An 18,034-nucleotide genomic window follows, 5' to 3' on the forward strand; every position below is an offset into this window, starting at 1 on the left:
CCAGGACCGTACGGCCGCCGGTGTCGTACACGAACGCGCTCAAGGTGCGGCAGATCGCCGAGTACGGCTACGCCGACATCGGAGGTTGCGCGAAGCGTGGAGCGCGGGCCATCATCGGGGCATGATCTCCAACCGAAAGGGCGGCGACGCCCAGGCGCTTTGATCGCGCCCCTGCGGCGCCATGACGCCGCAGATCCCAAGGCCGCCCTCCGCAGTAGGAGCGCTTACGGCCTATGGCAGGAAGCCGTCGAGATCCGGCAGGAGTGGCTCGCCTACGGCCTGTCCACGCAGCCGGCCGACCGACGGACCGCCGAACACAGCCTGACCAGCATCTACGCGAGACTCTCGCGCGGACGGCCGCGGTTCGTCTGGGTGGACTCTCCGGAACGGGCGATCCCGCTGGTAACCGGCCTGCCCACCCTCGACCGGCTGTACGAGTGGATCCGAGATTCTCGGCCGCGGGGGACACCTCCACTGGCCGGCGATCTCGCCATGGTCGGCTCGCAGTTGCGCGGTGCGCTCAGCGCCGGCGTCGCCCACGCCGACCCTGAACTGTCACCCGCGCGCAAGGACAAGCGCAACGGGCAGTGGCCCGAACTGCCACCGCTCAAGGCGATCGAGGCGGGCGTTCCGCTGGGCGTCGTACTGCACCGGGGCGTCCGCGCCGCACTGCACCGGAGCCTCGCCCACGGGTTCCGGACACCCGTTCGGAACACGCTCGCGGGCCGCGGGCCCGTACCGGTGTGCTGGTACGGGCAGCAGGACGCGGGATGGGTCGCCTACTACGACACCCTGCACCGGCTCGGGCTGGCCGCCTACCGGCCGGACGACCTCGAGCACCTCGGCGACTGGGCCGCGCTGACACGCTCGTGCGGCTGGTGGTGGCCCGGTGAGGACGTGTGCGTGGTCGTGGAGCGGCCCGAACTGGTCCTGACCGAACCGGTCTCCGGGGCCTGGCACGACGAGGTCCGGCTCCGTCGCGGCGGCGTCCGCTACCGCGACGGCTGGCATCCGCTCCTGGCCTGACCCACCGGTGGGCCGGGACGAGATCGGTTCTCTCGTCCCGGCCCACCCGAGGGACCCCATCGGAAGCGCGGCCAGGCCCCAGCCCCCTACGGTAAATGCGCGTCAAGAGCGCCTCGAAGGATCGGCAATTGCGGGACCCGTACTGTTTAGGGCTGATAGAAGACCGGGAACGACGGCTTCTGAACGACTCTGCCGACCAGAGGACTGCCATGCCGGGTGCTGCTGGAGATCACTCTTCCCGCGAAGCGATTACATCGACCCGGTTGTCATTCGTCGGCTTGATGGTCTCCGTGGCGGGTTTCTTCAACATTCTGGACGGCCTCACCGCCCTCCTCAAGACGGATTATTACCTGGTCACATCGAGCAGGCTGCTGGTCTTCAACTACCCGGCCTGGGGCGTGATCTGGCTCATCCTGGGTGTTGCGCAGTTCGTCGTCGGCGGGGCGATTCTGGCCGGGCAGACGTGGGCCAAGATGCCGGGGATCGCGCTCACGGTGCTCGTCGTGATCGGGCAATTCGCCTTCCTGAACGCCCGCCCGGTGTGGTCGATCATCGTAATCGCCTTCTGCGTCGTCATCATCCACGAACTGATGGCCCCGAGGCCAGGTTCAGCCGCGCGTTGAAGCTGAGATGTCGGCGGAATACCGCGCCGTCGTGCCCGGCCACCTGTGCGAGGGACAACGGTCAGCAGCGCGCTGGTCCGCTCGGCACCACGAGCGGACCAACGCACCTCGATCGGTCGTCGGGTCAGGCCTGGGGCGGGAGGTCGTCGAACTCGACGACCTGCCGCACCTCGACCTCGATCTCCTCGAACAGGTCGGCGTACTCCTCGGCGTACCGCACGGCCTGCGCCCGGTCCTCGGCGTTGATCAGCGCGAAGCCGCCGATGACCTCCTTGGCCTCGGTGAACGGCCCGTCGGTGACCTTGGTCGCCGCGCCTCGGTCCTTACGGACCAGCGCGCCCTTCGCGGACGGGTGGACCCCCTCCGCGGTGATCAGGATGCCCCGGTCGGTCCAGTCCTGGATCATCTCGCCCATCTTCTGCATGAACTCCTGGCTGGGGTTCCAGGCCTCCGGGGCGCGCTCGTCGAGCCGGTGCATCATCAGGAATCGCATGACTTTCTCCCTTGTCGTGTCGGGCCGGGTCCGGTCGGTTCCGGACGCGATGGCCGGCCGTCACCTAGGCGTCGAACGACGACACGAGGAATCGACACCCCGGCATCAGATTTTTTATCCGATTCCCGGCAGGGAGCCGACGGGGCCGACGTACAGCCAGGCGCCGTCCCGGAGGATGAAGCGGCTGTTCTCCTCCAGGTGCCGCGGGCGGTTCCGTACGACGTAGTGGGCGCGGAAGTGGACGGTTCCGTCGGTGTCGAGGTAGCTCCCGCCGGCGGTCCGGAGGACCTCGAGGCGCTCCCACCGCAGGGCCTCGTCGAAGTCGACGTGCGGCGGCCGCGTCGACGGATGCCACGTACGCAGGAGATAGGCCTCGTCGCCGACGCAGAAGGCGCTGTAGCGCGAGCGCATCAACCGCTCCGCGGTCGGCGCCTTCGCGTCGCCGCGGTGGTATCGCCCGCAGCACTCGTCGTACGGTGCGGGCAGCCCGCAGTGGCAGGTGTCCGGGCCGCGCTCGCTCATGCTCGTCATTCTGTCGCGACGCGGTCAGGGCCGCGACCGCGGCGCGGGGACGCCCTCGGTCGCGGACGCGGCGCGGGCCGGCGGCCGACCGGTCCGCCGTGGCCCGTCGCCGGGTGGCGGCGGGCGGCGGCGGGCGGCCGACTCATCGCGCCGGCGACACGGTCGCGGTGAGAACGTCCCTGAACGACGTGGGCGGCCGGCCGAGGAGGCGGGCCAGGGTCGGGTCGACCTCGGCGAACTCGCCCTGCCGGCTCGCGACGAAGATGCCCAGCAGCAGGTCGGCCAGCGCCTCGGGAAGGCCGTGGGCGACCAGACCGGCCCGGTACTCCTCGTCGGACACGACGACCCGGCGGATCGTGCGGCCGGTCAGTTCGGAGGCGATCTCGGCGACTCGAGTGAGGTCGATGGCCTCCGCGCCGGTGAGGGCGGGGGTCAGGCCGTCCAGACCACCGTCGTCGGTGAGGGCGATCGCGGCGGCCTCGGCCAGGTCGGCGTGGGCGGTCCAGGAGACCGGGCCGTCCTCGGGCGCGGCCAGTTCGCCGGTCTCCAACGCGTTGCCGAGCAGCATGACCCCCGATGCCGCGTAGAACCCGTTGCGCAGGGAGGTGAACGGCACCCCCAAGTCCTTCAGCGCGGCCTCGGTGGCGGCGTGGTCGGGCATCGGCGCGAACGGCGAGGACGGGTTCGCCCCCATGTGGCTCGTGTAGAGGATGCGGTCGGCCCCGGCCCGCGCGGCCGCCTCGATCGCCGTACGGTGCCGGCGCAGCGCCGTTTCGCCGGTGTCGTCGACGGACACGATGAGGACCCGCGATGCCCCTTCGAAGGCGTGCGCGAGGTTCTCGGGGTCCTCGAAGTCGCCCTGGCGCACGCGGACGCCTCGCGCGCGAAGCTCGGACGCCTTCTCCGGGTCGCGGACGCTGACGCCGATCCGGTGGGCAGGGACGCGTTCGAGCAGGCGCTCCACGGTCGCCTTGCCCAGCTGACCACTGGCTCCGGTGACGATGATCATCTCGACCTCCAGTCGCGGGGCGGCAAATCCGTGTCGGCCCGGTGGCCTGCTCCGCCGTCGCTAACGTGACGACGTTAGCACCGTTAACGAAAGGCCGCTAACGATGGACCGTTAACATTGATTCATGGACGATCAGGGCACCGCCGCCTCGGCCGGCGCGCGTGACGGAACGCGGCTGCGGATCCTCGCCGCCGCGGCCGACCTGCTCGCCGAAGGCGGCTACGAGGCCGTGTCGACCAGGGCCGTCGGCGCGGCCGCCGGCGTGCAGGCGCCGACCATCTACCGCCTCTTCGGCGACAAGCGCGGGCTCCTCGACGCGCTGGCGACCTACGGGTTCACCGCGTACCTGGGCCGCAAGACGGAACGCGAACCGAGCGACGACCCGGTCGAGGACCTGCGGGCCGGGTGGGACCTGCACGTCGGCTTCGGCCTCGCCAATCCGGCGCTCTACGCGCTGATGTACGCCGACCCTCGCCCCGGAGCCCCGCCGTCGGCGGCCGTCGCCGCGGCCGAGATCCTGGCCGGGCACATCGGCCGGATCGCCCGGGCGGGCCGCCTGAAGGTCGGCGAAGAGCGCGCCGCGCAGCTCGTCCACGCCGCCGGCTCGGGGACGACGTTGGCGCTCATCGCGCTGCCGGAAGAGGCCCGTGACCTGGGGCTGTCCGACCTCGCCCGGGAGGCCGTCATCGCCGCGATCACTACGGACGTGCCGGTTCCGGCGTCGAGGGGCCCGGTCGGCGCCGCGGTCGCCCTCCGCGCGGTCCTTCCGGAGGCGACCGTCCTGACCGAGGGGGAGCAGACCCTGCTGCGCGAGTGGCTCGACCGCGTCGCCGGCGACGCCTCGTGAGGCCGCGATTCAGAGCCGGCGTCAGGGCGGCGGGTGGTGCGCCCGGACGCCGGCGTGGTCGTGAGGTGGCGCGGGCTCATCCGTCCTGACGGGTCGCGGAGCGGTGCCGCTGGGCGGCGTCGGCCGTCAGTACGGCGTCGAGGAGACCGGGGAACAGCGCGCCCAGGTCGGCTCGGCGCAGGGCCGTCATCTTGGCGGTGCCCCGGTAGACCTGGCTGATCAGCCCCGCCTCCCGGAGGACGCGGAAGTGATGGGTGGTGGTCGATTTGGTGACCGCCAGGTCGATGGCGGAGCACGCGACCTCCTCACCGGGCGGCAGTTCGGCGAGGAAGCGGACCACCTGGAGGCGCGCCGGGTCGGACAGCGCGTGGAGCACCGACTCGAGTCGGATGTCCGCGCGTGCGGGGTGATCGAGGACCCGGCCGGCGGTCGGCACGGCAGCTCCTTTCCCGGCCCGTCGATTAAGTACGACGACCTTCGTAGTTTGACGTCTTACGTACTACGGCGTATATCGTACTAAGGAACCCGGCCGAAGGAGAATGATCCGTGAGTGCGTTGTTCGAGCCCCTCACTCTGCGGGAGCTGACGTTCCCCAACCGCGCGTGGATGTCGCCGATGTGCCAGTACTCCGCCCCGGACGAAGGGCCGGACACGGGCGTCGCAGGCGACTGGCACCTGGCGCATCAGGCGGCGCGCGCGGTGGGCGGCGCGGGTCTGATCATCACCGAGGCGACGGCGGTCAACCCGGAGGGCCGGATCAGCCCGGCCGACCTCGGCCTGTGGAACGACCGTCAGCAGGACGGACTCGCCCGCGTCGTCGCGTTCCTGCGCGCGCACGGCAGCGTGCCCGGCATCCAGCTCGCCCACGCGGGCCGCAAGGCCTCCACCGAGCGGCCCTGGCGAGGCGGGGCTCCCATCGCTCCCGACGAGCCGTACGGCTGGCGGCCGGTGGCTCCCAGCCCGCTGCCGTTCACCGCGGACGGTCCCGTGCCGGCCGAGCTGACCCGCGAGCAGATCGGCCGCATCGTCGAGGACTTCGCGGCCGCCGCCCGGCGGGCCCTCGCGGCAGGGTTCCAGGTGGCCGAGATCCACGGCGCGCACGGGTACCTGCTGCACGAGTTCGTCTCGCCGCACGCCAACCGGCGCACCGATGAGTACGGCGGCTCGTTCGAGAACCGGATCCGCCTCTCGTTGGAGGTCGTCGACGCCGTACGCGCGGTCTGGCCCGACGAGCTGCCGGTGTTCTACCGGATCTCGGCGACCGACTGGCTGAGCGAGAACCCCCAGGACGGCCGCGAGGGCTGGACCGTGCCCGACAGCGTGCGGCTGGCCAAGGAGCTGCTGGCCCACGGCGTCGACCTCCTCGACGTCTCCAGCGGCGGCATCGCCCCCGACGCGCGGATCACGGCCGGGCCGGGCTACCAGGTCCCGTTCGCCGCGCGGATCAAGGCCGAGACCGACGTGCCGGTCGCCGCGGTCGGTGAGATCACCGAGCCCCGGCAGGCCGAGGAGATCATCGCCTCGGGGCAGGCCGACGCGGTGCTCGTGGGACGCGAGCTGCTGCGCGACCCGTTCTGGCCGAACCGCGCGGCCCGCGTGCTCGGCGCCGAGCCCACCTGGCCCGATCAGTACCACCGCGCCGTCTGAGGACCGCGGCCCCGCCCCGCGCGGGTCGCCCGTACGACCGCTCGGCGGGGCCGCGACTCCGGGTCGTCGGTACGGCCGCCCGGCCGATCGGCGGAGTTCGGGCCGGTCTCCCGGCTTCGGTCTGTCCCTTTCTCAGGTCGTGGCCTCGGTCGCTTGCATAGTGATGCATCCTCATGCATACTTGTGCTCATGTCCAAGGTGCTGACCTCCCTGCCTGTCGGCGAACGTGTCGGGATCGCCTTCTCCGGCGGCCTCGACACGTCGGTTGCGGTCGCGTGGATGCGCGAGAAGGGTGCGGTTCCCTGCACCTACACCGCCGACATCGGGCAGTACGACGAGCCCGACATCGCCTCGGTGCCCGGGCGCGCCACCGCGTACGGCGCGGAGGTCGCCCGGCTGATCGACTGCCGGGCGGCCCTCGTGGAAGAGGGCCTGGCGGCCCTGGCCTGCGGGGCGTTCCACATCCGCTCCGGCGGCCGCGCGTACTTCAACACCACCCCGCTGGGGCGGGCCGTCGCGGGCACGCTGCTGGTGCGGGCGATGCTCGAGGACGACGTGCAGATCTGGGGCGACGGCTCCACCTTCAAGGGCAACGACATCGAGCGGTTCTACCGGTACGGCCTGCTCGCCAACCCCTCCCTGCGGATCTACAAGCCGTGGCTCGACGCGGACTTCGTGAACGAGCTCGGGGGCCGCAAGGAGATGTCCGAGTGGCTGCTCGCTCACGGCCTGCCCTACCGGGACAGCACGGAGAAGGCCTACTCCACCGACGCGAACATCTGGGGCGCGACCCACGAGGCCAAGTCGCTGGAGCACCTCGACGCGGGCATCGAGATCGTCGACCCGATCATGGGCGTCCGGTTCTGGGACCCCGAGGTGGAGATCCCCACCGAGGACGTCACGATCGGCTTCGAAGCCGGGCGGCCGGTGACGATCAACGGCAAGGAGTTCGGCTCCGCCGTCGACCTGGTGCTGGAGGCCAACGCCATCGGCGGCCGGCACGGCCTGGGCATGTCCGACCAGATCGAGAACCGCATCATCGAGGCCAAGAGCCGGGGCGTCTACGAGGCGCCGGGCATGGCGCTGCTGCACGCCGCGTACGAGCGGCTGGTCAACGCCATCCACAACGAGGACACCCTCGCCAGCTACCACAACGAGGGCCGGAAGCTCGGCAGGCTGATGTACGAGGGCCGCTGGCTCGACCCGCAGGCGCTGATGCTGCGCGAGTCGCTGCAGCGCTGGGTCGGCACGGCCGTCACCGGCGAGGTGACGCTGCGGCTGCGGCGCGGTGAGGACTACTCCATCCTGGGCACCTCCGGGCCGGCGTTCAGCTACCACCCCGACAAGCTGTCCATGGAGCGGACCGAGGACGCCGCGTTCGGGCCGGTCGACCGGATCGGTCAGCTGACGATGCGGAACCTCGACATCGCCGACTCCCGGTCCAAGCTCGAGCAGTACGCCGCGCTCGGCATGGTCGGCAGCAGCCGCCCGCACCCGACCCTGATCGGCGCGGAGCAGGCGGCCTCGACCGGGCTGATCGGCGCGATGGCCGAGGGCGGCGCCGAGGCGATCGCCTCCGGCCGGGCGGAGTCGGCCGCCGGGGCGGTCGCCGTCGACGACGAGCTGCTCGACAATGCCGCGATGGAGTTCGGCGTCGACTGACCCGCCGGCGGTCCGGGCCGGGAGCCCGGACCTCCGACGAAGGTCAGAACGACCGGGAGCGCTGGTCCACTCCCGGTCCGCCGTACGGATAGTCGGCGACCGTCGGGGCGCTGGCCTCGTCCAGTAGCGCGGTCTCCGACTCCGACAGGTGCAGGCCGGCCGCGCCCAGGTTGTCGTCGAGCTGCTCCAGGGTCCGGGCGCCGAGGATCACCGAGGTGACCATCGGGCGGTCGGCGACCCACGCCAGCGCCACCTGCGCCATCGACGCGCCACGGGCCTCGGCCACCTGGCGGACCGTGTCCACGATCCGCCAGGTCCGCTCCTGCGCGTTGCGCGGCGCGTACGCCTCCATTCCGCGCTCCGGGTCCTCGCCCAGCCGGGTCGCTCCGGTCGGAACCTCGTCCCGCCGGTACTTCCCGGTCAGCCAGCCGCCGGCCAGCGGCGACCACGGCAGGATGCCGACGCCCTCGTTCCGGCAGACGTCCACCAGCTCGAACTCGATGTCCCGGCTGATCAGGTTGTACTGCGGCTGCAGGGTCGCGATCGGCGTGAGGCCGCGGACCTCGGCGAGCGTGGCGGCCTTCTGCAGCTGCCAGCCGACGAAGTTGCTGACCCCGACGTAGCGGATCTTGCCGGCGCGTACGGCGTCGTCGTAGAAGCGCAGGGTCTCCTCGATCGGGGTGAGCGGATCCCACGCGTGCGCCTGGTAGAGGTCGATGGCCTCCACGCCGAGCCGGCGCAGGCTGGCGTCCAGCGCCCGCGTCAGGTACGTACGGCTCAGCCCGAGGTCATTGGGTCCGTCGCCCATCGGGAAGCGTCCCTTGGTGGCGAGCACGACCCGGTCCCGGACGCCCGGCCGAGCCGCGAACCACCGTCCGATGATCTCCTCGGAACGGCCCTGCGAGTAGACGTCCGCGGTGTCGATGAAGTCGCCGCCGCGCTCGACGAACCGGTCGAGCAGCGCGTGGGACGTCTTCTCGTCGCTCTCCTTGCCGAAGGTCATGGCGCCCAGGCACAGCGTGGACACGAGGGTTCCGGTGGGGCCGAGGGGCCGGTGTTCCATCCTTAAGCCTTTCGATTCGATCATGCCGTTCGCCGGGCCTGCGCGACGACGACGAGGTCACAGCAGTCAACCAGCGAGCCGTCCCGTCACGCACCGCTGCGCGGTTCGTCCACCCGGTCTCGTACGGGCTCTTCCGGGCCGGTCACCGTGACACCGTAGAGGGCCGACGTCCAGGCGTTCGTGAGGGTGTCGATGAGGACCTGCTCGTCGTCGAAGGGCGGAACGCCGGCCGCGGCCAGGTAGTAGAGGCGCTCACCCATCCAGGTCAGCGAGGCGGCCACCGCGCGCACGTCCATCGAGCCGAGCCGTTCGCGAGCGTGTGGATCGGCGTGGATCCGCGCGGCGGCGGCCTCGGTGAACGTGTCCATCTGCTCGAGCCAGAGGTTCCGCAGCCCCTCGTCGGATCCCCAGCTCTCCACGATCGCCATGAGCACGCCCGCGTTCTCACGCCAGAGCCGGGCGCCGTCGCTGACGCCCGCCCGGAGCGCGGCGACCGGGTCCTGCTCCTGGGCGATCCAGGGGCGTGCCGCCTGTTGCCCCTGCGCGACCGCGTCGCGCACCAGCTCGCCGAGCACGGCCTGCTTGCTCGGGAAATAGAAGTAGAAGCTGGCCCGGGAGACCCCGGCGGCGGTCAGGACGTCGGCGACGCTGAGATCGTCGAAGCGACGCCCGCGCAGCAGCTCGCGCGTCGCGGACAGGATGCGTTCGCGCAGCTCCGCGGGGGCCGGCTGGGGCCTGGATCGGCGGGCAGAGGACGCGGTCCGCTTGGCAGGCATGCCGTCCATCCTAACGAGCACGGATGGATTGTATGGACTCCATGTCCATACACAGTGTATGGTCCGCCCCATGAATCGGATAGCGATCCACCTTGTCGTCACCGACCCGGACCAGGCCGCCACCTGGTACGCCGACGCCCTGGGCGCACGGGAGACGAGCCGGCTCACCCTGCCCGACGGCCGTACGCTGACGGTCGAGCTCCTGCTCGGGGAGACCGTCCTGGCGGTCGCCGGCGAGCTGCCCGACCTGGGGATGCGCGCCCCCGCCGCTCTCGGCGGCACCTCCGCCGCCCTGCACGTACGGGTCCCGGACGCCGACGCTGCCTGGTCGCGGGCGATGGCGGCCGGTGCCACGGTCTTCGAGCCGGTGCACGACGCCTTCTGGGGGGACCGTACGGGCCAGTTGCTGGATCCCTTCGGGCACCGCTGGGCGCTGGACCAGCACGTACGGGACGTGCCGCAGGAGGAGATCGCCGCCCGCGCCGCGGAGCTGTTCGACGGCTCGGTGACGGCGTGAGGTACCGCACCCTGGGCGGCAGCGGCCTGCGCGTCCCCGAACTGATCCTCGGCGCGATGACCTTCGGCGAGCAGGGCGGGGTCGGCGCGCCGCTGCCGGAATGCCGCCGGATGCTGGACCTGTACGCCGAGGCCGGCGGCAACATGATCGACACCGCGGTCAACTATCGCGGCGGCGCCAGCGAGGAGTTCCTCGGGGAGCTGCTGCGAGGCCGGCGGGAGTCATTCGTGCTGGGCACGAAGTACTCCGTGTCCCGGGACCCCGCCGACCCGAACGCCGCCGGCAACCACCGCAAGAACCTGCGCGCGTCGCTCGAGACCAGCCTGCGCCGGCTGCGCACGGACCACGTCGACGTGTACTGGGTGCACATGTGGGACCGTGACACGCCGATCGAGGAGACCATGCGCGCCCTGGACGACGCGGTCCAGGCCGGCAAGGTGCTGTACGTCGGGATCTCCGACGCCCCCGCCTGGGTGGTGGCCCGCGCGAACACGCTGGCGCAGTGGCACGGCTGGAGCCCGTTCATCGGCCTGCAGGTCCCCTACAGCCTGCTGCAGCGCGACGTCGAACGCGAGCTGCTGCCGATGGCCGAGGCCCTCGGGATCGGCGTGAGGGCGTGGAGCCCGCTGGCCGGCGGGGTGCTGTCCGGGAAGTACACCCGCCCGGACGGGGCCGCGGCCCGCGGCCGGCTGTCGGCGGACTCGCTCTCGGAGCGGGACCACGCCGTCGCGCGGGTCGTACAGGAGATCGCCGACGGCCTCGGCGCCACGCCCTCCCAGGTGGCCCTCGCCTGGGTGATGAGCCGCTCCCGCGCCGTTCACCCCATCGTCGGGGCCCGCGACGTCGACCAGCTCCGCGACGACCTCGCCGCCGCCGACCTCGCCCTGCCCCCGGAGGCCGTCACCCGCCTGGAGGAGGCGACCGGCTTCACGCTCGGATTCCCGGGCGACTTCATCGCCCAGAACTCCCCGTGGGTCTTCGGCTCCGCCATCGTCGCCCCGGACGCCGCGCCCCGATAGTCACCCGCCGCCGAAGGCGTCACCCCCGCTCAAGTCGGGTCCTGGCGCGTACCGGTCGCCCTCCGCCCGCGGGCACCGGATCCCGTGGCGTCATTCTCCAGACGGATGGCATCGGCCCGGCCGGCGGCGACACTGGACACATCGGGCCACGCGGCAGGGGAGGAACACAGTGCGAGGGCATCGGGGACGATGGCTGGTCGTGCCGGTCGTGCTCGCCGTGGCGGGCTGGGCGTCGGCGTGCGGCGGAGGGGACTCCGGCGACGCGTCCCCGCATCGGTCCGCGACGCCCAGTGCCACCGCGTCGAAGCGGTCCGGCGCGACCGGCCGGCCCGCCGCGACGCCGACCTCGGCGTACGACCCCGTCCGGTTCGCCGCGCAGGTCCGCAAGCACGCGCGCACGGCGAAGATCTCCCCGCAACTGCTGATGGCGATCCTGTACAACGAGTCGGACAAGCCGCACGACCCGGGGTTCGAGCGGGCCTGGCAGAAGATCAAGCCGGACGCCGCGTTCGGCATCGCCGACATGCACAGGGCCGCGTTCGACGAGGTCAAGCGCGGTCGCTCCTTCGCCGATCGCCGATGGGACGAGCTGCCGGACGACCCGGACCTCGCCATCACCGCGGCGGCCTGGTACCTCCATGACCTGGCCGTCCGCCTGCCCGCCCGGCGGTCGGGCCACTACACCCGGAACGAACTGCTCGCCCTCGGATACAACGCGGGCCCGGGCAACATGCTGGCGTTCGCCCGAGGTGCCCGACCCGGATCGGTCGCCCAGTCCTACCTCGACCGGCTGCGCCAGAACTGGCCCGTGGCCGAGCGCGCCCTCCACAGCGCGTAGCGACGGTCTCCGCGACATGCCGGTGCGATAGCTCCCATTAGGAGGCGAGGAAACGCTCGACCGACGCGGCGAACCGCTCGGGAGCGGTGACCCAGGGGAAGTGCGCGCCCGGCACTGAGGTGCTCCGCCCCTCGGGGAAGAGCGCGGCGTACGCGGCGGCCTGGTCAGAGGTGGGGGACGGGTCGTTCTCTCCGGAGATCACCAGGACGGGCGCCGGGAGCCGCTTGACGGCCGTACGGGTGGCGTCCGGGTCGAACGCCCCCTCACCGTGGAAGCCCTCGGCCGCCGCGCGTACGGGTGGGCATGATCGGGCGTGTGCCTCGGCCGTCCGGTCCCAGGGACTGTAGAGGAACGGCCGGGCGGCGAGATAGGTCTCCTCGCGCTCATCGCCGGACTCCCACGCTTCCAGCGCGGCGAGCGCCTTTTCGTACCACGGCTCGGCCGACCGGCGGTGGATCCCGGCCAGCCACTCCTCGTCGGTCGGCTCCAGTCCGACCGCGCGGGGGCTCGGCGTCACCAGGACGAGCCGGCGGATGCGGTGCGGATGGCGCGCGGCGTAGAGGACGGCGACATCGGCGGCCGCCGAATGGGCGAGCAGGTCGATCGCCGCCAGGCCCAGATGCTCCCGCAGGGCCTCGACGTCGGCGACGAGCCGGTCGGCCCGGTAGCCGCTCGGGTCGGCGGGCGCGGCCGAGCCGCCGGTTCCCCGGTTGTCGAGCAGGATCAATCGGCGCGAGGTGGTCAGGCCGCCCAGATCGCCGAGGTAGCCCGAGGGCCGCCCCGGGCCGCCCGGCAGGCAGATGAGGGGATCACCCTGGCCTGCGAGGTGATACGCCAGAACGGTCCCGTCATGGGAGGAGAAGGTCGGCACGCGCCAAGGCGACCACAGGGACGGTGTGGCAGGCAAGCCGGGTGGCCGCCGGAGGAGGGGCCTTCCTCCTCCGGCGATTCCGCCGGGTGTTCCGGTCAGCCGACGACCGTGCAGGTCGTGGTGGCCTTCTTCGTCGGGTCGCTCTCCGAGGTGGCGGTCAGCCTGACCTGGCCGGCGTGGGCCGCGCCCGCACCGCGCTTCGCGTACACCCGCACCGCCGTACGCTCACCCGCCTTGGCCGTGGCGAGGGCGTTCGGCAGCCAGGCCGTCCAGCCCCGGCCCACCGTGGTCGCGGACAGGCGGTAGACGTCGGAGTCGCCGTACGGGGCGGTCCCGGCCGTGCCGGTGTTGCGCAGCGGCAGCGTGCACCGGGCCCATCCCCGCTGCGGCGCCGCGACGCCGACGCCCGGCGCGCGGTTCTTGGTCTTGGCGAGCAGGACCCCGCTGTCCGGGGTGAACGAGTCGAAGCCCATGCGGTCGACGACCTCGAGGGTGTAGTTGTCATAGCCGCCGCCGTCGCACAGCGGATCGGTCGAGACGTCGCAGGCGGGATCGCGGTCATCGCCAGGTTGATCCCGGTCAGACCCCGGATCCGGGTTGGGCCTCGCGGGCCGCACCGTGGCCACGACGACACCCGACCCGGTCAGCCCCTCCCGGGAGAGGCTCAGGACGTTGGACGGGTCGACGATGCCGAGCTTCATCGGTCCGCTCCGGTGGGAGAGGGGGTCGGGGGCTGTTCGGCGGAGCGGATCGGACGATCGATGATCTCCCGCGATCTTGGTTCGTGCCAGAGACGACGGACGCGGCGGAATGGCGAGATCCGGCCAGGCGCACCGGCCGAGGGACCGGCGGATCGGCGTACCATCCGGTCGTGGTCCACTACGACGTCTTCCTCGCCGACTGCCCGGCCCGGACGACTCTGGAACTGGTCTCCGACACCTGGTCGGTGGTCGTCGTGATCGCGCTCGGCCGTGGTCCCGCCCGCTACTCCGAACTCCGCGAGAAGGTCGGCGGCATCAGCAAGAAGATGCTGACCCAGACGCTGCGCCGGCTCGGTGACAACGGTCTGGTCGAGCGGCGCGCCCTCGCGACCGCGCCGCCCGGGGCGGAGTACCGCCTCACCGACCTCGGCCGCAGCCTCCTCGAACCCCTGTGCGGCCTGTCCCGCTGGGCCGAGGACAACACCGGTGCCCTCCTCGACGCCCGCGCCGCCGGGGCCGTCCGCTCGGCGTAGGGAACCGTTCGGTTCCCCACGGCTTCCTACGGTCTCAGGCAGTACTTCGACGTGACAGGAGGACTGCCATGAGAATCGGTGTGCTTGGAGCCGGAAGGATGACCGAGGCGCTCGTGCCCGGCTGGGTACGCGCCGGACACGACGTCCTGATCGGCGGCCGTACCCCGGCCAAGGCCGAGGACCTCGCCCAGCGGGTCGGCGCCAAGGCGGGCACGCTGCGGGAGGCGGCCGAGTTCGGTGACGTGCTGCTGCTCGCCGTGCTCCTCGCCGGACTGGAGGAGACGCTGGTGGCGGCGGGCGGCCCCGAGGGGGCGCTGGCCGGTAAGACGATCATCGACTGCGGGAACGCCGTCGACTTCTCGGACTTCTCGCGGATCGCCTTCGAAGGCGGTACGTCGATGGCCGAGGAGGTGGCCCGCCTGGCGCCCGGCGCGCACGTCGTCAAGGCGTTCAACCAGGCGGAGAGCAGCGTCTGGCGGATGCGGCCGCCGGCCTTCGACGGCCGCCCGTTCGCCGTGCCGATCGCCGGTGACGAGGAGGGCAAGGCCGTGGCGCGCACTCTGATCACCGACCTCGGCGCGGCACCCCTCGACGCCGGCGACCTGACGCAGGCCCGTCACCTGGAGGCCATGGCGATCGTCGTCATCCGCCTGCTGCGCTCCGGGTACGACCCCCTGTCGGTGTTCGCCTTCATCAGCCCCGGTCGTACCGACACCTGAGGCGCGGCCCGGCGCACACCGGGGACGTCTGGTCCCGCGCGCGGGCGACGCCTGGTCCCGCGCGCCGACGACGTCCGGAGCCGCGCACCGGTCCGTACGCCCGGAGCCGCGCGCCGGTCCGTACGTCCGGTGGCGTACGGGCCGGCGCGCGGGCTGCGCCCGGGACCGTACGGGACGAGGCCGCTCCTGAGGGACGACGCGCCGCGTACCCGCTCGGGAATCTTGGGGGAACTCGGAGAGCGCCGCCCGATCGGCGGCTCGGCAAGGGAGATGCCCCCATGGAGCTCGAACCTGCGGCAGGGCGAGGATGGCGGCCGGCGGGCGTCGGATTCGTCGTGACGTTCGTGGCCGGTCTGGTGGCGAGCAGCGCGCTGGCCAAGACGTCCCTGTACCTGCCGGACGCGTCCGCCGCGCAGTTGCGGGAGTACTACACCGGCAGCGCCGCCGCCGTCGTGACCGCCGCGGCGCTGCAGGCGGTCGCGGCGGTGTGCCTCGCCTGGTTCGGCGTCGGTCTGGCCCGGACCCTCGATCCCGGAGGACCGGTGGCCAGGCGCGTCCGGTGGGCGGGCGGGGCCGCGGCGGCGGCCTTCGGCGCCTCGGTGGCGTTGTCGCTGCTGCTCGTGGCGATCGCCGACGACGCCGGGGACGGCACGCTGAAGGCGCTCGGCCGGCTCACGTTGGCGTGTGGCGGCGCGCTGCACCTGACCGCGCTGGGGGTCCTGGTCTGGCTCGTCTCCCGGACCGGCCTCCCCGCGGGCTTCCGGCCCCGGTGGGCGCTGCGGTTCGGTCTCGTGCTGGCTCCCCTGCTCGCGGTGTCGCTGGTCTCGATCGTCGTGACGCCCGTCACCCGGCTCGAGCCGCTGTGGCGACTGCTGTCGGCGATCTGGATGATCGCCGTGGCCACCGCCGGACGGAGGCGGGCGGTGGCCACGGTCCCGCAGAGCTGAGCCGCCGCTGCTACGGGTCGCCGGAGCGCTCCGCCGTGCCCAGGCGGTCGGCGACGGGCCAGACGTACGGCAGGTCGTCGGGGACGCCGGGGAAGAACCGGGCGTAGTGGTCGGGGTCCTTGCGGAGCAGCGCGGACTGGTGGCTGCGGTGGAAGGCCGGATCGCCCAGCCAGGGCGGCAGGGCGTCGGCCTCGGCCAGCCCGGCCTGGTCGCGGGCGGCGGGGATGAATCTCGCCGTGCGCAGTTCGGTGCGCAGGCTGGCGGCGCAGGTGTCCCGGCGGCCCACGCTGCACCACTCGCGGCAGATCACCAGGCCGTAGCACGTCAGCGCCTCCTCGTACCCGGCCCACATCCGGACCGCCGGGTGGTGCCGCCAGCCGTAGCCGGGCACGGTCAGCCCGCGCAGCACCTGCAGCGCCTCGACTCGCTGCTTCCCGAGGCGGCGCTGATCGAGGACACGCGCCGTCGCGGCGAAGTCCGCGTAGGGAAGGAAGGTCTGCATCGCGTCCCCCGGATCCGCCGGCAGCGGGGCACCGGCTCGTCCCCGTCCCTACCCACGCGAGCGCGGCCCGCTCCTCGGCGTACGGAACGCTCGGCGAACGACGCGCCGGCCGGGCGATTCGGGCGCCATGTCCTTGTTCTCAACGCCGTTGACCGAGCCTTCGGCTGCCCGTTCCGCGGTTCGCCCGGGGCCAGGCCAGGAGCCGGTCGACGTGCCGCCGGGTGAGACCTTCGCGGGGATTGACCGGAAGAAGCAGGATTCCGCGGTACGGCCACGCCTGACGCCGGATCCGCGCCGGGATGACGTCGTCGATCCAGGCGAAGGGGCGTCCGTCGGCGTACCGGAGGATGGGGGCCCACTTGGCCATCTCGAAGAGATGGACGATCGGGAACCTCGGATCGTCACGCCGCCGCTGGTAGCCCGAGAACTCCACGACCGGTAGCTCCGGCAGACCGAGCAACGGGCCCACGTGGGCGTTCGCCTCGTGCTCCCACGTGGTCGCCCAGACCAGGTCGTACCGGTCCGCGAGCTCCCTGAGCCAGTCCCCGTGCGCCGGGGAGAGGCGGACGGTCAGCCCGCCGATCCGGTGTGCCGTGAAGCCCTCGGTGTCCGTGGCCGCCGGGTTGAGCACCCCGTCGATGTCCACGTACAGCAGCGGCCTGGTCGCCGGTCGGCTGCCAGGCCGCGGCACCCCGCCGATGCCCCACGCCACCGGATCATGATCCCTGACGGGCCGGTCGCGAAGCCAGGACGCGGCGCCCGGTCAGCTCGTGAGCAGTTTCCGGTAGACGGTGGCCGACTTGACGTAGTCCTCGTCGCCGTAGACGCCCTTGTCGGTCCACTGCCAGATCGTGTACGAGCTCCACGCCGACGGGACCGGGACCTTGCTCGCGGTGGCCTTGTGGTCGTTCACCCAGAGCCGGTCCGTGGCGGAGAACGCCGTGGAGTTCCCGGTGCAGTCGATCCACCAGTCCTTGAACGTGTTGATGACCGCCCGCCGGCCCGTACGGGCGTGGTACTCCTTCAGGAACGCGCCGATCCAGGCGACCATCTTCGCGTGGCTCAGGCCGTAGCACTTGTTCTTGCCGTACGGGTTGTCCTCGATGTCGAGCACGCCGGGCAGGGTGTGACCGTCGGCCTTGCCGCCGCCCCCGTGCGCGATGAAGTAGTCGGCCTGGCGCTTCGCGCTCGAGGTGTTCGGCGTCGCGTAGTGGTAGGCGCCGTGGTCCAGCCCGGCCTTGCGGGCGCCGGCGTACTGCGCCGTGAAGGTGGAGCTGACGTACCGCACGCCCTCGGTCGCCTTGACGTACGCGAACCTGTTCCCCCGCGCCTTGACCGACGCCCAGTTGACCTTGGGCTGGTAGGCGCTGACGTCGACGCCGGGGATGAGGCCCTTGGGCCGGGACGCCGAGCGTACGCTGCCGTCCTGCGGCTGGACGACGGCGGAGTCCTGGCGCGCGCCGGCCGTCCGTGGAGCGTTCGACGAGCATCCGGTCAGCGCGCCGCAGGCGAGGCTCGCGGCCACGGTGAGGCCGAGGGGGACGAGGGGGGTCTTCCGCATGGGACGGGGGCTCCTCAGGACATGATCTTGGCCGGTGGGACCTTACCGCCCAGTTCTGGGCGGATCGACGCTTTTGCCGGATCTTGACCCGGCCGCACGTCGGGCGGCGGCCGTGCCTCGGGCGAGAGCGCGAAAAAGGGGCCCTCGGGTCGAGGGCC

Annotated in this window: 22 protein-coding genes; 11 read left to right on the top strand and 11 right to left on the bottom strand. The window is 72.2% G+C overall.

All coding sequences use genetic code 11. The features are described from left to right. Positions 1-159: 159 nt before the first annotated feature. Both AB0L00_RS00005 and AB0L00_RS00010 read left to right on the top strand, forming a co-directional pair. Entirely contained in the window at positions 160-1,026 is an 867-nt protein-coding gene (locus tag AB0L00_RS00005) for a DUF6745 domain-containing protein (RefSeq protein ID WP_364426185.1), read from the top strand. 95 nt (positions 1,027-1,121) lie between these two features. Next, positions 1,122-1,649 (top strand): hypothetical protein, encoded by a 528-nt coding sequence (locus AB0L00_RS00010; protein ID WP_364426188.1) that lies wholly within the window; start codon positions 1,122-1,124, stop codon positions 1,647-1,649. Positions 1,650-1,773: 124 nt separating this feature from the next. Here the strand turns inward: AB0L00_RS00010 and AB0L00_RS00015 are convergent, their stop codons facing one another. From AB0L00_RS00015 to AB0L00_RS00025, 3 genes are all read right to left on the bottom strand, one after another. Beyond that, a complete protein-coding gene (locus AB0L00_RS00015; protein ID WP_364426191.1) occupies positions 1,774-2,142 on the bottom strand; it encodes a YciI family protein in 369 nt (122 codons plus the stop codon). A 114-nt stretch (positions 2,143-2,256) separates the two neighbouring features. Beyond that, positions 2,257-2,664: a YchJ family metal-binding protein gene (locus tag AB0L00_RS00020; RefSeq protein ID WP_364426194.1), complete on the bottom strand. Its 408-nt coding sequence runs from the start codon at positions 2,662-2,664 to the stop codon at positions 2,257-2,259. 142 nt (positions 2,665-2,806) lie between these two features. Further along, positions 2,807-3,673, bottom strand: a complete 867-nt coding sequence (locus AB0L00_RS00025; protein ID WP_364426197.1) for an NAD(P)H-binding protein — start codon at positions 3,671-3,673, stop codon at positions 2,807-2,809. Between the two features lie 124 nt (positions 3,674-3,797). Here AB0L00_RS00025 and AB0L00_RS00030 point away from each other — a divergent pair, with 124 nt between their 5' ends. Then, positions 3,798-4,520 carry a TetR/AcrR family transcriptional regulator gene (locus AB0L00_RS00030; RefSeq protein ID WP_364426199.1) on the top strand — a complete coding sequence of 241 codons (723 nt, stop codon included), beginning with the start codon at positions 3,798-3,800 and terminating at the stop codon, positions 4,518-4,520. Positions 4,521-4,596: 76 nt separating this feature from the next. Here the strand turns inward: AB0L00_RS00030 and AB0L00_RS00035 are convergent, their stop codons facing one another. Further along, positions 4,597-4,956: a helix-turn-helix transcriptional regulator gene (locus tag AB0L00_RS00035; RefSeq protein ID WP_364426202.1), complete on the bottom strand. Its 360-nt coding sequence runs from the start codon at positions 4,954-4,956 to the stop codon at positions 4,597-4,599. A gap of 110 nt (positions 4,957-5,066) precedes the next feature. Here AB0L00_RS00035 and AB0L00_RS00040 point away from each other — a divergent pair, with 110 nt between their 5' ends. Together AB0L00_RS00040 and argG are read left to right on the top strand one after the other, a co-directional pair. Continuing rightward, positions 5,067-6,167, top strand: a complete 1,101-nt coding sequence (locus AB0L00_RS00040; RefSeq protein ID WP_364426205.1) for an NADH:flavin oxidoreductase/NADH oxidase — start codon at positions 5,067-5,069, stop codon at positions 6,165-6,167. 189 nt (positions 6,168-6,356) lie between these two features. Further along, positions 6,357-7,829 (top strand): argininosuccinate synthase, encoded by a 1,473-nt coding sequence (gene argG / locus AB0L00_RS00045; RefSeq protein WP_345351686.1) that lies wholly within the window; start codon positions 6,357-6,359, stop codon positions 7,827-7,829. Positions 7,830-7,872: 43 nt separating this feature from the next. On the opposite strand, the gene AB0L00_RS00050 is transcribed toward argG, so the two are convergent. Both AB0L00_RS00050 and AB0L00_RS00055 read right to left on the bottom strand, forming a co-directional pair. Then, positions 7,873-8,892, bottom strand: a complete 1,020-nt coding sequence (locus AB0L00_RS00050) for an aldo/keto reductase (protein ID WP_364426209.1) — start codon at positions 8,890-8,892, stop codon at positions 7,873-7,875. A gap of 86 nt (positions 8,893-8,978) precedes the next feature. Then, the gene (locus AB0L00_RS00055; protein WP_364426212.1) at positions 8,979-9,668 is read right to left on the bottom strand and encodes a TetR/AcrR family transcriptional regulator; all 690 of its coding nucleotides are present in this window, start codon (positions 9,666-9,668) and stop codon (positions 8,979-8,981) included. Positions 9,669-9,738: 70 nt separating this feature from the next. On the opposite strand from AB0L00_RS00055, the gene AB0L00_RS00060 reads away from it, so the two are divergent. The 3 genes from AB0L00_RS00060 (at position 9,739) to AB0L00_RS00070 (ending at position 12,042) form a co-directional block, all read left to right on the top strand. Further along, a complete protein-coding gene (locus AB0L00_RS00060; protein WP_364426215.1) occupies positions 9,739-10,185 on the top strand; it encodes a VOC family protein in 447 nt (148 codons plus the stop codon). Further along, entirely contained in the window at positions 10,182-11,204 is a 1,023-nt protein-coding gene (locus AB0L00_RS00065; RefSeq protein ID WP_364426218.1) for an aldo/keto reductase, read from the top strand. The genes AB0L00_RS00060 and AB0L00_RS00065 overlap by 4 nt, the downstream gene beginning before the upstream one ends. Positions 11,205-11,373: 169 nt before the next feature. After that, positions 11,374-12,042, top strand: coding sequence for a transglycosylase SLT domain-containing protein (locus tag AB0L00_RS00070; protein ID WP_364426221.1), 669 nt, complete (start codon positions 11,374-11,376; stop codon positions 12,040-12,042). A 37-nt stretch (positions 12,043-12,079) separates the two neighbouring features. Here the strand turns inward: AB0L00_RS00070 and AB0L00_RS00075 are convergent, their stop codons facing one another. Both AB0L00_RS00075 and AB0L00_RS00080 read right to left on the bottom strand, forming a co-directional pair. Further along, positions 12,080-12,913, bottom strand: coding sequence for an alpha/beta hydrolase (locus AB0L00_RS00075; protein WP_364426224.1), 834 nt, complete (start codon positions 12,911-12,913; stop codon positions 12,080-12,082). Between the two features lie 95 nt (positions 12,914-13,008). Next, complete coding sequence (locus tag AB0L00_RS00080) at positions 13,009-13,614, bottom strand: hypothetical protein (RefSeq protein ID WP_364426227.1); 606 nt, start codon at positions 13,612-13,614, stop codon at positions 13,009-13,011. A gap of 170 nt (positions 13,615-13,784) precedes the next feature. On the opposite strand from AB0L00_RS00080, the gene AB0L00_RS00085 reads away from it, so the two are divergent. The 3 genes from AB0L00_RS00085 (at position 13,785) to AB0L00_RS00095 (ending at position 15,813) form a co-directional block, all read left to right on the top strand. After that, complete coding sequence (locus AB0L00_RS00085) at positions 13,785-14,147, top strand: helix-turn-helix domain-containing protein (protein WP_364426229.1); 363 nt, start codon at positions 13,785-13,787, stop codon at positions 14,145-14,147. A 68-nt stretch (positions 14,148-14,215) separates the two neighbouring features. Then, positions 14,216-14,866: an NAD(P)-binding domain-containing protein gene (locus AB0L00_RS00090; protein ID WP_364426232.1), complete on the top strand. Its 651-nt coding sequence runs from the start codon at positions 14,216-14,218 to the stop codon at positions 14,864-14,866. 278 nt (positions 14,867-15,144) lie between these two features. Continuing rightward, positions 15,145-15,813 (top strand): hypothetical protein, encoded by a 669-nt coding sequence (locus tag AB0L00_RS00095; protein WP_364426235.1) that lies wholly within the window; start codon positions 15,145-15,147, stop codon positions 15,811-15,813. A gap of 10 nt (positions 15,814-15,823) precedes the next feature. Here the strand turns inward: AB0L00_RS00095 and AB0L00_RS00100 are convergent, their stop codons facing one another. The 3 genes from AB0L00_RS00100 to AB0L00_RS00110 all read right to left on the bottom strand — a co-directional run bounded on the left by AB0L00_RS00100 (position 15,824) and on the right by AB0L00_RS00110 (position 17,876). After that, positions 15,824-16,315: an MSMEG_6728 family protein gene (locus tag AB0L00_RS00100; RefSeq protein WP_364426238.1), complete on the bottom strand. Its 492-nt coding sequence runs from the start codon at positions 16,313-16,315 to the stop codon at positions 15,824-15,826. 139 nt (positions 16,316-16,454) lie between these two features. Continuing rightward, positions 16,455-17,027: an HAD domain-containing protein gene (locus AB0L00_RS00105; RefSeq protein WP_364426241.1), complete on the bottom strand. Its 573-nt coding sequence runs from the start codon at positions 17,025-17,027 to the stop codon at positions 16,455-16,457. A 51-nt stretch (positions 17,028-17,078) separates the two neighbouring features. Then, complete coding sequence (locus AB0L00_RS00110; RefSeq protein WP_364426244.1) at positions 17,079-17,876, bottom strand: GH25 family lysozyme; 798 nt, start codon at positions 17,874-17,876, stop codon at positions 17,079-17,081. Positions 17,877-18,034 lie beyond the last annotated feature (158 nt).

It is taken from the genome of Actinoallomurus sp. NPDC052308 (assembly GCF_040679195.1).
Taxonomy (GTDB): domain Bacteria; phylum Actinomycetota; class Actinomycetes; order Streptosporangiales; family Streptosporangiaceae; genus Actinoallomurus; species Actinoallomurus liliacearum.